Annotated in this window: 12 protein-coding genes and 1 riboswitch; of the genes, 5 read left to right on the top strand and 7 right to left on the bottom strand. The window is 68.0% G+C overall.

Going from position 1 to position 13359, the window contains the following annotated elements:
• Positions 1-79 precede the first annotated feature (79 nt).
• The gene (locus tag NX784_RS27870; RefSeq protein ID WP_258819926.1) at positions 80-766 is read left to right on the top strand and encodes a response regulator; all 687 of its coding nucleotides are present in this window, start codon (positions 80-82) and stop codon (positions 764-766) included.
• A 146-nt stretch (positions 767-912) separates the two neighbouring features.
• Here NX784_RS27870 and NX784_RS27875 read toward each other — a convergent pair whose 3' ends face one another.
• The 3 genes from NX784_RS27875 to NX784_RS27885 are packed head-to-tail and all read right to left on the bottom strand — an operon-like array spanning position 913 to position 3255.
• Entirely contained in the window at positions 913-1659 is a 747-nt protein-coding gene (locus NX784_RS27875; protein WP_258819927.1) for an SDR family oxidoreductase, read from the bottom strand.
• 28 nt (positions 1660-1687) lie between these two features.
• Positions 1688-2395, bottom strand: coding sequence for a hypothetical protein (locus NX784_RS27880; RefSeq protein ID WP_258819928.1), 708 nt, complete (start codon positions 2393-2395; stop codon positions 1688-1690).
• Positions 2395-3255 carry a MipA/OmpV family protein gene (locus tag NX784_RS27885; protein ID WP_258819929.1) on the bottom strand — a complete coding sequence of 287 codons (861 nt, stop codon included), beginning with the start codon at positions 3253-3255 and terminating at the stop codon, positions 2395-2397. The genes NX784_RS27880 and NX784_RS27885 overlap by 1 nt, the downstream gene beginning before the upstream one ends.
• Positions 3256-3538: 283 nt before the next feature.
• On the opposite strand from NX784_RS27885, the gene NX784_RS27890 reads away from it, so the two are divergent.
• Complete coding sequence (locus NX784_RS27890; protein WP_258819930.1) at positions 3539-4855, top strand: ATP-binding protein; 1317 nt, start codon at positions 3539-3541, stop codon at positions 4853-4855.
• Positions 4856-4859: 4 nt separating this feature from the next.
• Here NX784_RS27890 and NX784_RS27895 read toward each other — a convergent pair whose 3' ends face one another.
• The 4 genes from NX784_RS27895 to NX784_RS27910 form a co-directional block, all read right to left on the bottom strand.
• Complete coding sequence (locus tag NX784_RS27895; RefSeq protein ID WP_258819931.1) at positions 4860-5528, bottom strand: thiol:disulfide interchange protein DsbA/DsbL; 669 nt, start codon at positions 5526-5528, stop codon at positions 4860-4862.
• 122 nt (positions 5529-5650) lie between these two features.
• Positions 5651-5986, bottom strand: coding sequence for a hypothetical protein (locus NX784_RS27900; protein WP_258819932.1), 336 nt, complete (start codon positions 5984-5986; stop codon positions 5651-5653).
• Between the two features lie 37 nt (positions 5987-6023).
• On the bottom strand, positions 6024-6686 hold the full coding sequence (locus NX784_RS27905; RefSeq protein ID WP_258819933.1) for a thiol:disulfide interchange protein DsbA/DsbL: 663 nt from the start codon (positions 6684-6686) through the stop codon (positions 6024-6026).
• 127 nt (positions 6687-6813) lie between these two features.
• Positions 6814-8799 carry a TonB-dependent receptor family protein gene (locus NX784_RS27910; RefSeq protein WP_258819934.1) on the bottom strand — a complete coding sequence of 662 codons (1986 nt, stop codon included), beginning with the start codon at positions 8797-8799 and terminating at the stop codon, positions 6814-6816.
• 72 nt (positions 8800-8871) lie between these two features.
• Positions 8872-9096, bottom strand: a riboswitch (cobalamin riboswitch).
• Between the two features lie 95 nt (positions 9097-9191).
• On the opposite strand from NX784_RS27910, the gene NX784_RS27915 reads away from it, so the two are divergent.
• The 3 genes from NX784_RS27915 (at position 9192) to NX784_RS27925 (ending at position 13300) form a co-directional block, all read left to right on the top strand.
• Complete coding sequence (locus NX784_RS27915) at positions 9192-11441, top strand: M1 family metallopeptidase (RefSeq protein WP_258819935.1); 2250 nt, start codon at positions 9192-9194, stop codon at positions 11439-11441.
• The gene (locus NX784_RS27920) at positions 11438-12355 is read left to right on the top strand and encodes a hypothetical protein (RefSeq protein WP_258819936.1); all 918 of its coding nucleotides are present in this window, start codon (positions 11438-11440) and stop codon (positions 12353-12355) included. Before NX784_RS27915 ends, NX784_RS27920 begins: the two co-directional genes overlap by 4 nt.
• Positions 12356-12487: 132 nt before the next feature.
• Positions 12488-13300: a DODA-type extradiol aromatic ring-opening family dioxygenase gene (locus NX784_RS27925; RefSeq protein WP_258819937.1), complete on the top strand. Its 813-nt coding sequence runs from the start codon at positions 12488-12490 to the stop codon at positions 13298-13300.
• The last annotated feature ends 59 nt before the right edge of the window (positions 13301-13359 follow it).

A 13359-nucleotide genomic window follows, 5' to 3' on the forward strand; every position in this document is an offset into this window, starting at 1 on the left:
ACCAATTTGTCATCTCTATCCACCAAACATGCGCCAGCGTTGCCCCGTCTTATACAATGCGGGGTCCAAGGAGATCCTCATGTATCGCGTACTGTTGGTGGAAGACGATCCGCGCCTCGCGGAACTGGTGACGGAATACCTGTCCGGCTATGAATTCACGGTCGACCTCGTCACGCGGGGCGATGCCGCGCTCGAGCACTTCAAGACCGCCGCGCCCGACATCGTCGTGCTCGACCTGATGCTGCCGGGGCTCGATGGCATGGTCGTGTGCCGCCAGATCCGCGACGTGTCCGACGTGCCGATCCTGATCCTCACGGCGCGCGAGGATACGTACGACGAAGTGTCGGGCCTCGAGCAAGGCGCGGACGACTTCGTCAACAAGCCCGTGCAGCCGCGCGTGCTGCTCGCCCGGCTGCGCGCCCTGCTGCGCCGCACCCAGACGAAGACGACGCTTGACACCCGCGTGCTCGAGTTCGGCGCATTGCGCATCATGACGAGCGACCGCAGCGTCACGTGGCGCGGCCAGCCGTGCGTGCTCAGCAATACCGAATACAAGCTGCTGCTCGTGCTGGCCGAGGCCTCGGGCCGCGTGCTGTCGCGCGACGAGCTGCTCAAGAAAATGCGCGGCATCGAGTTCGACGGCCTCGACCGCAGCATCGACAACTGCATCTCCAAGCTGCGCCGCAAGTTCGACGACACGATGTCGGAGAAGATCAAGACCGTGTGGGGCGAGGGCTACCTCTTCTCCCCGTCCGCCTGGAATTAAGGCGCCACGCGTGGGCACGGGGTGCCCACCCTACGATATCTAAGGTAGGGTGGGCGGTCCTCCGCCCACGCGGACGCCGGCGGTTTGCGAACGTCCGCGTGGGCACGTGTTGGATGCCCCCGGCATCCAACACCCCACCCTACTCCTCAGCGCCCGCCGGAGACATCGATGAACGTGCCCGTCGCATATGACGCCTCGGCCGACAGCAGCCACAGCACGGCCGCCGCCACTTCGCCCGCCGTCCCGCCGCGCGCCATCGGCACGGATGACTGCAGGCGCGCGATGCGGCCCGGCTCGCCGCCGCTCGCGTGCATCTCCGTGTCGATCAGGCCCGGCCGCACGCCGTTCACGCGGATGCCTTCCTGCGCCACTTCCTTCGCGAGGCCGATCGTCAACGCGTCCACGGCCGCCTTCGACGCGGCATAGTCCACGTATTCGTTCGCCGAACCGAGCACGGCCGCGCGCGACGACAAGTTCACGATAGCGCCGCCGCTGCCGCCATGCCGGGTCGACATGCGCCGCACGGCTTCGCGCGCGCACAGGAAGCTGCCCGTCACGTTGGTCGCGAGAATACGGTTGATGCGCGCCGCGTCCATGTTCTCCACGCGCGCCTGGCGCGCGAGGATGCCGGCGTTGTTGACGAGGGCATCGAGCCGGCCGCAGCGCGCGTCGATCGTAGCGAACAGACGCTCGACGGCGGCCTCGTCCGCCACGTCGGCCGCGACGGCGAATGCCTGGCCGCCCGCGGCCTCGATCGCGCGCACGACGTCGGCCGCTGCCGCCGCGTTGTCGCGGTAGTTCACACACACGGTGTAGCCGCGCCGCGCGGCCAGCAGCGCGCAGGCGGCACCGATGCCGCGGCTCGCGCCCGTGACGAGGATAGTCTTGTTCATCGTTGTTCCTGGTGGCCGCCCGCAGCGCTCATTCGAAGATGGGAACGATGGCGAGCGGTGCGTTGTAGGTGATGACCTGGGCCCGCTCGGCGGACGTGCCGAAGCGCCAGGTCACGATGGGAAAGCCTTCGTCGGGGTCGCCCGAGAAAGCGGCGCCGGCCGTCACCGGCAACGGCTGGTCGGCGCCATCCGCGTGGCGCAACCGGGCGCCGGCCGATTCCTTTTTCGGGAACACGAAGCGCACGCCGGCGCACTGGCGCGCGCGCTGCGACGCGTCGACGTAGCGCACGAAGCCCAGCGCCTGTGCGCACGCGGTGCGCAGGTCGGCGGCGTCGTACTGGCCGTCGGCGCGCGGCGCGATCGTCACCTGCGGGCGCAGCACGAACGGCATGCCCTTGCGGTTCAGGACCAGCGCCGCGTTCTCGTCATAGGCCGCCTTCTGCAGCGGGAACACGGTGCGGCCGAGGGCGTCCAGCGGCAGGTTCAGCTGCGTCGTCCTGCCCGTCAGCGTGAGCTGGGCGCCCTCGCCCAGCCCGGCGTGGTCGCGCGACTGCACTTGCAACTGGCTTTGCAGCAGGTTCTTCGGTCCGCCGTATTTCTCGAACTGGACCATGGCCCGGTACGCATCCCGGTAGCTCACCCATTCGCCGGCCGGCGCCTCGGCATGCACGACGGCCGGAGCGACCGCGGGCAGCCAGGCGAAGGCAGCGACGAGTTGGCGGGATGCGCGCATCATCAGAACCGGTAGGCGATGGCGGTCGAAACCGTCAGGTTGGTGGACCGCTCGGCGAGCGGGCTGTGTTCGGCGCTGCCCAGCAGGCGCTTGGCCTGCACGTTCGACGTCAGCATCCACGACGGCGACCATGCCCAGTTCCAGCGCACGCCGACGTGGGCATCCTGCAGGCCGCCGCCCGCGTCGTACTGGGTAAAGCGGCTGCGCGCCGCCTCCGCGGCCGTCACGCCGAAATACGTCTGGTTGTAGTTGCGGTTCGCGACCATCACGCCGGCCGACAGCGACACGTGGTGTTGCGCGCCCAGGTCGACGGCCAGGTGCTGCACGCCGAGGTCCAACCGGGCGCCGTCGCGGTCGTTGCCGGCGCCGTACAGCAGGCTGCTCGTCAGGCGCCATTGCGGCGTGACGTAGTAATTCGCGAAGACACCGCCCGTGAGGCGCGTGCCGATCTTGTCCATGCCGTCCAGGCGCGTGGCGTGCCCGTCGAACTTGGCGAGCGGTTCCGGCACAGGGCCGATCAGTGCAGGGCCGTAGGTACCGACGCCGTCGGCCGACCGCCCAGTCCCCGTCGCGTCGCGTCCCGGCTGCACGGCGAGCAGCGGGCCGTATTCGACGACGGGATCCGTCGACAAGTGCATGCCGGCGCTCATGCCGGAAATAAAAAGGCCGTTGCTCCATTGGACTTGAAGCACCGGCAACGCTGATACCTTGCGGCTTCCCGTCCCGTCCCAGCGCGGCGCCGATTGCACGCCCAGGCCGACGTACATGTCGCGGCTGCCGTCCGGCATGGGGTTCGTCGCCGGCGTCTGCGCGCGCGTCGTGCCGCAGGCGGCGCAGAGGGCGAGGAAGAGAAGCTTGTTCATGTTCAGGACTGGGAGATTCGGGAAGACAACATTCTACGTCCAGTCTCGTCCCTCCCATAGCGAATAAAAAAAGGCCCACCGTCTTCGCGCATCGGGTGGGCCAAACGGAAAACCCAACCGAACGCATCGTACCGGGTGGCCGCAACAAGTTCATCCGCGGACTGTCGGCCTTTTGTCCTCAATTTGTAAATAATAGTTTTTCTGACCATTGCTCCTATACAATTCCGCCCATGCGTCACAGACTCTTTGCCACAGACAGTTGCCACGACCGGAGGATGGCGGCGTGAATCGCCTGTTCTTCCGCTTCTTCGTGCTCGTCATGCTGGCGATTACGGGGGCGACGTTCGTCATCTATTTCGTCTTCGCGCGGCTGTTCGGCGACCCGCTGGACGACATTGCGCGGCGCCAGGCATCGGCGCAGATCTTCCTGCTCGAACAATATGTCGACCGCGCGCCGGCCGACGAATGGCTGGGCCGCCTGAACAAGGTGCGTGAAGTGTCCGACGCGCATTTCGACCTGATCCCGCTCGACCAGGCGAGAGCCGCCCTGCCCGCCCGCCAGCACGCGGCGCTGGAACGGGGCCAGGTCGTGCTGGACCCGCAGCACAAGGCGTTCTTCCGCCGCGTCGACCTCAAGGGCGAGCGCTACATCGGCAGCGACGAGGAAGCGATCCGCGCCTACAACCTGCCGATCGACCTCGGCCAGGCGCTCGCGATGGAAGTGGTGCGCTACGTCGTCGTGGCGCTCGCGCTGCTCGTGCCGATCGCGCTGTGGTCGCGCGCGCACTGGCGGGCGCTGCAGACGCTGTCGCGCGTGGCCGACGAATTCGGCGCGGGCCAGTTGTCGGCACGCGCACGGTTGCGGCCGGCCGACGCCGTCTATCCGCTGGCCGAGCGCATCAATGCGATGACCGAGCGCATCCAGGGTTTGATGGACGCGCAGAAGAACCTGCTGCATTCCGTGTCACATGAATTGCGCACCCCGATCGCGCGGCTGGAGTTCGCGCTGGAACTGCTCAACGCGCGCGCGGCCGATCCGGCGCTGGCCAAGCGCATCGCGGCAATGGAAGGTGACCTGGCCGAATTGAACGCCCTCGTCAACGAGCTGCTGTCGATGAGCAAGCTGGACAACGCACAAGGCCCGCAGCGCGCGCTGTTCGAACTGGAGCCGCTGCTGCACGAATGCGCGGATGGCCTGCATCCCCGTCCGCAGCGCCTGCACGTGGACCTCGGCGACCGCCTGGGCAGCCTGGACGCCGACCGCCGCCTGCTCGGCCGCGCCATCGGCAATCTGCTGAGGAATGCGCAGAAATACGCGGCGCACGAGGTGGCGCTGCGCGCGCGCCGCGACGATGGCACGCTCGAGATCGCCGTCGAGGACGACGGCCCCGGCATTCCGGACGAGGAACGGGACCGCATCTTCGAGCCGTTCTACCGCCTCGACCGCAGCCGCGACCGCGCCACCGGCGGCTTCGGCCTGGGCCTGTCGATCGCGCACAAGGCGATCGCGCTGCACGGCGGCAGCCTGAAGGTCGAGCAGTCGGCGCTGGGCGGCGCGCGCTTCGTGATCCGCCTGCCGGACGGCGTGCTGGCCGACTGAACGCTTACTTCCCTTGGGCGACCTTGTCGACGAGCTTGCTGGCCACGTTCAAGGTGGCCTTGAACACCATGTCGCGATCAGCACCCTGCATCTGGCCGGACTCCAGCGCCGGCGTCGTCAGGTAGCGGCCGTCGACGATGAGCGTCGGTGCGGACTCGACCTGGTACTGCGCCGCGATCCGTCCCAACTGGCGCAGGCGCGTGGTCACGCCGAACGAATTCCACGCGTCGAGGAATTGCGCGCGGTCGATGCCGTTCTTCGTGGCCCAGTCGATGATGGCGTCGTCCGTGTTCAGGCGGATATGGTCGACGTGTACGGCCTTGAACACTTTCTCATGCATGTCGCCGAGCCGGCCCAGCGTCTCGAGCGTCAGGTACAAGTGCGCTTCCGGATCGGATTGGCCCGTCAGCGGATAGTGGATGCGGCGCACCGTGATGCGGTCGCCCTGCTGATGAATCCAGTCTTCGAGCAAGGGTTCCAGCGCATTGCACACCGGGCAGTGGTACATGAAGAACTCGATGACCTCGACTTTCTTGCCCGTCGTCTGCACGGGTTGCGGCTGGGTCAGCGTGATGTAGTCGACGCCGTTCTGCGGCACGGCAGGCGAGGCGGATGCGAGGGAGGCCGACAGGCCGAGCAAGATGACGAGGCCGGCGGCGCGCAGGAAACGCATGGGCAATCCTTCAGGTCGTGGAAAACCCGCAGATTACCATTTTTTCATTGAGAAATAGCTTAGTAGAAACTGAAGGCCGGCGCATGGCGCCCCGGCCGGCGTGGCGTGATGCCGCGCGTGCGTCAGCGACGGCGCACGACCGGCGCGGGCGCTTCCGGCTTCACATGGCGCATGCCGTACCACAGGTGCTGCCACCAGTGCTCGCGCGAATGGACGGTCAGCAGGCATTGCTGGTCGATCTCGCCCTTGAAGATCGGATCCTGACATTGCTTCGACACAAGCGCGTTGCGCTGGTTCTCGGCGTTCACCAGCGCAACGGCAAGCCAGAACACAAGACCGGCGAGCACGACCACGAGGACCCAGGCCAGGTGGTTCCAATTGCTCGAGTCGAACAAGTGCTCCTCTTCCGGCTTGGACTTGTCGTAGATCTTGAGGATCTTCCCTTCGACGTTGCTCATTGCGCTGTTTATTACCTTTCGTGTTGCGGTGTGTGTGTTATTTCGACTTCGCCGCCTTCGCGACCAAGGCGTCCATCACCTGCAAGGTGGCCTGGAACAATACGGGCTCGCTGGTGGCCTTGACGGAATTGTAGACGATCGAGGGGGCCGTCTGGTACTTGCCGTCGATGATGACGGTCGGCACGCCATCGACCTTGTAATCGGAAGTGAGCTGCGGCAGGCGGTGCAGCTTCGTAATGACGCCGAACGAGTTCCACATGTCGAGGAATTTAGCGCGGTCGATGCCGTTCTTCGCCACCCAGTCGATGATCGCGGCGTCCGTGTTCAGGCGCAGGTGATCCACGTGCCAGGCCTTGAACACCTTCGGCTGGAATTCCTCGGCCTTGCCCATCGCCTCGAGCGTCACGTGCAGGTGCGCTTCCGGATCGTTGGGGCCCGTGGACGGCAGGTGAATCCGCTTGAACTGAATGTTGCCACCCTGCTTTTTGACCCACTGTTCGAGCGATGGTTCCAGCGCGTTGCAGTGCGGGCAGTGGTACATGAAGAATTCGATCACCTCGACCTTCTTGCCCGTCGTCTGCACCGGTTGCGGCTGAGCGAGCGTCACGTACTCGACACCGTTCTTCGGGTCGGTCGGCGAAGCGAAAGCGGTGCTGGCGGCGAGCGCGGTGGCGAGCAGGGCAAAACGCAGGGAACGCATAGATTTCCTTCTGGAGTTGGTTAAGCGAACGTCCGCGAGATTACCACTTTTTCGGACGTCCGCCTTAGCCGGGGCTTATTTATTGCATTTGCTTACGGGTCGTAACGAGTGCTTACGCACGTTCGCATCAGAAGTCGTAACGCGCCGACAACTTCAGTTGGCGCCCGTCGCTCGGATAGATGCCGGACTGGCATCCGAACGCATTGCTGAAGTAATGACGGTCCGCCAGGTTCAGCCCCGTCGCGGCGACTTCCCACTGGCCCACCTTGACGGCGTAGCGCGCGTCGAACGTCGTGTACGACGGGATGCGTGCAGAGCAGCCGTTCGAGAAGTCGCTGCCGTAGCGCTGGCTGTCGACCCATTGCGCGCCCACGTCGGCCGACTGGCCATTGCCCGGCACCCACGCGAGGCGCGCCGTCACGACGTTCTTCGGCACGAGCACCAGTTCGCGACCCGTGTTCGGCCCCGCCGTGAAGTGGGCGATCACGTGCTGCGCGTGCGCGCTCGCGCGCCAGCCGGCGGCAATGACAGCGTCGGCGTCGAGCTCGAAGCCCTTGCGCTCCGTCGGATCGAGGTTCGTGTTCGCGCCCCAGCCGCCGTTCAGCGTCGGGTCGTAGAAGATCTCGTTGTTCAGGCGGTGACGGAACACGCGCGCCGTCAACGTGCGGCTGTCGTCGCCCGGGATGTGGCGCAACGTGGTGCCGATCTCCAGGTCGTGCGACGTCTGCGCCTTCAGGATGTCCGTCGCCGGGAAGCGGTAGCTGTTCTCGTCCGCGTTCGCGACGCGATAGCTCTGCCCTGCCTTCGCGTACACGTCGACCTGCGGATGCACGCGGTAGCTGGCCTGCGCTTCCCACGCGTTCATCGACTGCGAACGGTCTTCCGGCGCAACGAACGCGTCGACGTAGTCCTTGTCGAACGTCTCGTGGCGCGCGCCGATGGCGACGCGGCCCTCGTGCGCAGGATCGAAGCGCAGCTCGTCGCGCACGTAGACGGCGCGGCCCGACTGGCTCGCGTCCGCGCTCGAGTACGACGCCGTCGTCTTGCGCTTCCAGCGCGTGGCGTCGATGCCGCCCACCAGTTCGTTGAGCATGCCGCCGACGTCGGACAGCCAGCGCGCACGCGGCGAGACCTGGTCCTGGCGGCTGTCGTAGGCACCCACCGACGTGAAGCTCGTCGACAGATAGTTCGACCTCACGTTGCGCTCGCGGTGCGACAGGTCCAGCGCCAGGTCGACGGGACCCAGGCGGTATTCCGCGAAGACGCTCGCGCGGTCCGTGTCGAGCGAACCGAAGTCCTTGGACGTGTGGGTCTGGCGCGGGTCCGCGTCGAATTCGGCGAGGGTCAGCGAACCGGGGAAGCGCGACTCCTGGCGCGCGCTTTCGACGTGGATGCCGGCGCGGCCGCCGGTGAAGCGCGTCTGCAGGTTCAGCGACGCCGTCGTCTGGTCGAAGTCGTTGTTGTGGCGGTAGTTGTTGCTGCCCTGGCGCGCGACGGCGATGTCGGCGCTGACGGGGCCCGCCGTCTGCTCCAGCGACGCGCGCACGTCGTGCTCGCGGAACGAGCCGCCTTCGGCGAACACGGAGCCGTGCGGCCCGCCCGCTTGCGCGCGGCGCGTCGTGATCGTGATGACGCCACCGGTGGCGCCTTCGCCATACAGCACGCTGCCGCCGCCGCGCGTGATCTCGATGCGCTCGACCGTGTCGATCGGGATCGTCGACAGCACGGCGTTCGACAGCTCGTTCTCGTTCAGGCGCACGCCGTCGACCATGATCACCATGTTCTGCGCGCTGTTGGTGCCGAAGCCGCGCAGGTCGAGCGCGAAGTCGGGCGACGAATCGAGGCTCTGGCGGCCGAACACGCCGCCCACCTTGCGGATCGCGCTGTTGACGTCATTGACGCCGGCGCGGCGGATGTCGTCCTGCGTGATGACGGTGGCGCCGATCGGGCGCAGGCTTTCCACGCTGGGGAAGCGCGCGCCGGTGACGACGACGGTGGACGGGATGTCGTCCTGCGCGCAGGCGGCGCCGGTGGACAAGGACAGGACGATGGCACAGGCCAGCGCGAGCGGCTTCATAGCCGGCGCGCCGCGGGTGGAGGCGGCAAGATTCATTGGATGTTCAGTCTTCGAGTTGGCACCGGCAAGCGTCCCCGCACGCCGGCGTACACAAAAGCGCGGCATGACGCCGGCTTCCCCTGTCTGGCCGGTCTCCGGGCTCCAAGACGGACCGTCCCACCTTCCTATGCAAGCACAGTGGCTGTCGGGGCGGCCTGTCGCCGTGCGGCGACGCTTGTTTACCGTTGCGGGGGCAGCACACGTTCGCGCGTCGCCGGTGGCGAAGCGCATCGTGTTTCCCGTTTAACTGCACGCGCAGACGCGCATGCGGGCACCAGAACCCGAAGATTATAACTTGCCAACGCGGGCCCGGGCATAAATGCGTGGCGACGGGACGCGGAACTCGCATATAGTGTGAGCACAAAAACAATGGACGCAAGGGGTCTTGCATGAATCCACGTTTCGCCTCGCCCGGGGGCACTGCCGCCCACGGGGTCCGCCTCGCCATCGCCGCCGTCCTGCTGGTGGCGGGCGCCGTGTTCGCCGCCGACCTGCTGGCCGGCGCGGCGCCCGTGACGGCGCGGCCGCCTGTCATCGCGCCCGCGGTGCCGCCTTCGCCGGACGGCATCGCGCTCGCCGCGCCCGATGCCGCTGCCGTGCGCGTGCCCAGCGCCCCGGATGCATGGGGCGGCCCGCGTACCGGCTTGGAGCCGACGCTGTCCGACCGCGTCGTCCACTACGACATCGCGGCCACGCTCGACCCGGTCAAGCACACTGTCGCGGGCCGCGAGCGACTCGCGTGGCGCAACCGCAGCAACGTCGCCGTGAAGGCCGTCTACCTGCACCTGTACATGAACGCGTTCGAAGGCGCGGGCAGCACCTATTTTACGGAGCGGCGCGAGCGCGACGGCACCTTCCGCTCCGGCGTCGACATCAAGGACGCGTGGGGCCACATCGACCTGCGCCGCGTCGCGCAAGGTGGTGCCGCCGTGCCGTGGCGCTTCATCCAGCCTGACAACGGGCCGCCCACCGATCACACGGTCGTGCGCCTCGACCTGCCGCAAGCGGTCGCGCCGGGCGCCACGACGACGCTCGACATCGACTTTCTCACGCAGCTGCCGCGCGTCGTCGCGCGCACCGGATATTTCGGCACGTTCCACCTCGTCGCACAGTGGTTCCCGAAGATCGGCGTGCTGGAACTGCCGGGCGAGCGCGGGGCGCAGGCGCCGCGCTGGAACGTGCACGAGTTCCACCTGAACTCCGAGTTCTACGCCGACTTCGGCAGCTACGACGTCGCGTTGACCGTCCCGCGCGGCTACACGGTGGGCGCGACGGGCGAGCTGCAAGGCCAGCCCGTCGATAAGGATGGCATGCGCACGTGGCGCTTCGCGCAGGGCGACGTCCACGACTTCGCGTGGACCGCGGACAGCCAGACGGCGAAGCCCCTCGTCGCCGCGTGGTCCGGCCCCGGCAGCCCGCCCGTGACGGTGACCGTGCTGTACCCGCCCGAATTCGCCGCGAGCGCGGCGCCCGCGCTGAAGGCGGCGCAGGACGCGCTGACATATTTCTCGACGACGCTTGGCCCCTATCCGTACAAGACGCTGACCATCGTGATCCCGCCGTACAACGCGGAGGAAGCGGGCGGCATGGAATATCCGACCTTCTTCACGGCGGAGGCCTATGCGGACGTCGAACCGCGCACGGCGCACCAGTTCGAGCTCGCCTTCGTCACGATCCACGAATTCGGCCACGGCTATTTCTACGGCCTGCTCGCATCGAACGAATTCGAAGAACCGATGCTCGACGAGGGCCTCAACGAATACTGGGACAACCGCATGATGCGCGACCAGGGCCAGCTCGCCTACATCGCGACGCCGCTGCTGCGCCGACTGGGCTTCGCCCCCGGCTATCCCACGTTCGATGCCGAACGCGGCGGCACGCCACGCCTCGACCCGGCCGATGCGCCCGGAGAAAACGCGTGGCACCGCCTGCAGGACATCGGCCCCGTGTACACGCGCACGGCCACGTTGATGCGCGACCTCGAAGCGCGCATCGGCCGGGCGCCGATGGAGCGCGCGTTCAAGGAGTACTACCGGCGCTGGAAGTTCCGCCACCCGAGCGTGGCCGACCTGCGCGAGACGCTGGCCGAGGTGACGGGCCAGCGCGCCGTCATCGAGGACGCGTTTGCGCGCCAGGTATATGCCGTCGCGCGCGTCGACGACCGCATCCAGGATCTCACGAGCACGGAGCTCACGCCGCTGCCCGGCACCCGGTTGCACGATGGCGCACGCGTCGAGGACAAGCCGACCAACGTCGACAAGTGGATCGACGCCGCGCGCGCCCGCTGGCGCAAGGCGCATCCGCACGCGCCGGACGGCACCGGCCCGTATCCCTACCGCACCGACGTCACCGTCGTGCGCCGGGGCGCGCCCGTCCCGCAGACGCTCGTCGTGACCTTCGCGGACGGCAGCACGGAGACCGCGCGCTGGGATGCGGACGAACGCTGGCACAAATTCACGTGGACGAAACCGGCGCGTGCCGTCAAGGCGGAACTCGACCCGCAGCGCCAGCACTACCTCGACGTCAGCAAGCTCGATGACGCCCGCACGCTCGAACCGGACGCCAGCGCGTCGCGCCGCTGGGGTCTCGAATTCGAGGCCGTCGCCGAATACCTTCTCTCCCTGATCGCCACGTTATGACGACCGAATCCACCATCGCGTCCCCGTCCCTCGCCGCACACAACACCGCCGTGCCCCGTCCGGCCGACCTGCGCGCCGTGCTGCCCGCGGCGCGCGGCGCGCTGCAATGGCGCCTGCTGCTGTGGTGGGCGCTGCTCCTGCTGCTGCCGGCCGTCGCGGCCACCTTGCCCGCGTGGCAGTGGCTGGCCGCCGGCCTCGATCATTCGCCGTACGCGGCCATGCTGGCCAAACGCCTGGACATGATCGCGTTCGCCGACCTCGTGGGCGCCGCGAAGGACCGATATGCGCCGGCGTTGGGTGCGGGCGGCATCGTCGCGCTCGTGCTGACCTTGCTGGTCTCCCCGCTGCTGTCCGCGATGACGATCGCCGCAGCGCGCGCGCCGCAGCTGCTCGGCATGGGCGCCCTGCTCACGGCGGGCGCCCAGGACTATCCGCGGCTCGCGCGCATGCTCGTGTGGTCCGTCGTGCCGCTCGGTGCCGCCGCGCTGCTTGGCGCCTGGGCGCACCGGCTGGCCGGCACGTTTGCCGAGACGGCGCTGCTCGAAAGTGACGCGAACCGTGCCGCGCACCTTGCGCTGTGCTCGACAATCGCGCTGTTCCTGGTGGCCCATGCCACGGTCGACGTCGGGCGCGCCGTGCTGGGCGCCGACCGCCGCCGCGGCTCCGCCGTCGCCGCGTGGTGGCACGGCTGCGGCCTGCTGGCACGCCGGCCGCTGGCGCTGCTGGGCACCTATCTCGCCGTCACGGCGCTCGGCTTCGCGCTCGCGGCCGTGCTCGCGTTCGCGCGCACGCGCGTGCCGGCGCTTGGAACGGCCGGGACGATCGGCGCCGTCGTGCTGGCCCAGCTGGTGGTGCTCGTGATCGGATGGATGCGCGCGGCGCGGCTGTTTGCGCTGGTCGCACTGGTGCGGTGAGCTGGTGGGCTTGGGGTGCCCACGCGGTGATACGTGACGGGTAATCCATCGTGCCCGATCCGGCGACCACAAACGATCGCCACGCAGATCGGCTACCATGAACATCCCGATCGCCGTTTCGAAGGAGGTTCCATGACCCGCTTGCCCACCTATTTCGTTTCGCACGGCGGCGGCCCGTGGCCGTGGATGAAGGACCAGTACGGCCCCGCCTATGCGGAACTGGAAGCGTCGCTGGTCGACATCAGGCGCCAGGTCGGCGTGCGTCCAAAGGCGGTGCTCGTCGTGACGAGCCACTGGGAGACGGACGCGTTCACCGTGTCGTCCGGCACGGCGCCCGGCATGATCTACGACTACGGCGGCTTCCCGCCGCATACATACCAGATCCGCTACCCGGCACCGGGCGAGCCGCGGCTGGCCGAGCACGTCGCGCAATTGCTGAACGACGCTGGCCAGCCCGCCCGGCTGGACGCGGAACGGGGCTTCGACCACGGCACGTTCTCGATGCTGGCGCCCATCTATCCCGACGCCGGCATGCCCGTCGTGCAGCTCTCGATCCGCCACGGCTACGACCCGGCCGTCCACCTGGCCGCGGGCCGCGCGCTGGCGCCGCTGCGCGATGAAGGTGTGCTGATCCTCGGCAGCGGCCTGTCGTTCCACAACCTGCGCCAGTTCGGCCCGGCCGGCGCGCAGGCGTCCAAAGCGTTCGACGCATGGCTGCAGCACGTCCTGCTGGACTTGCCGCCGGCCGAGCGCGAACGGGCGCTGCTGAACTGGAGCGCGGCGCCGTCCGCGCGCGTGGCGCATCCGCGCGAGGATCACCTCGTGCCGCTGTGGGTGGCGCTGGGCGCGGCCGAGCAGGAGCCGGCCGCGTGCGTGTATCACGAGGACAGCTTCTTCGGCGCGTTGACGGTGTCGAGTTTCAGGTTCGGCGCAGCGGCCGCCTGATGGTGCCCGGAGCCGGAGTCGAACCGGCGTCCGTTGCTAGTGCCGTAGGGTGGGCGGCC

Source organism: Massilia pinisoli (assembly GCF_024753285.1).
In the GTDB taxonomy this organism is placed as follows: Bacteria; Pseudomonadota; Gammaproteobacteria; order Burkholderiales; family Burkholderiaceae_D; genus Telluria; species Telluria pinisoli.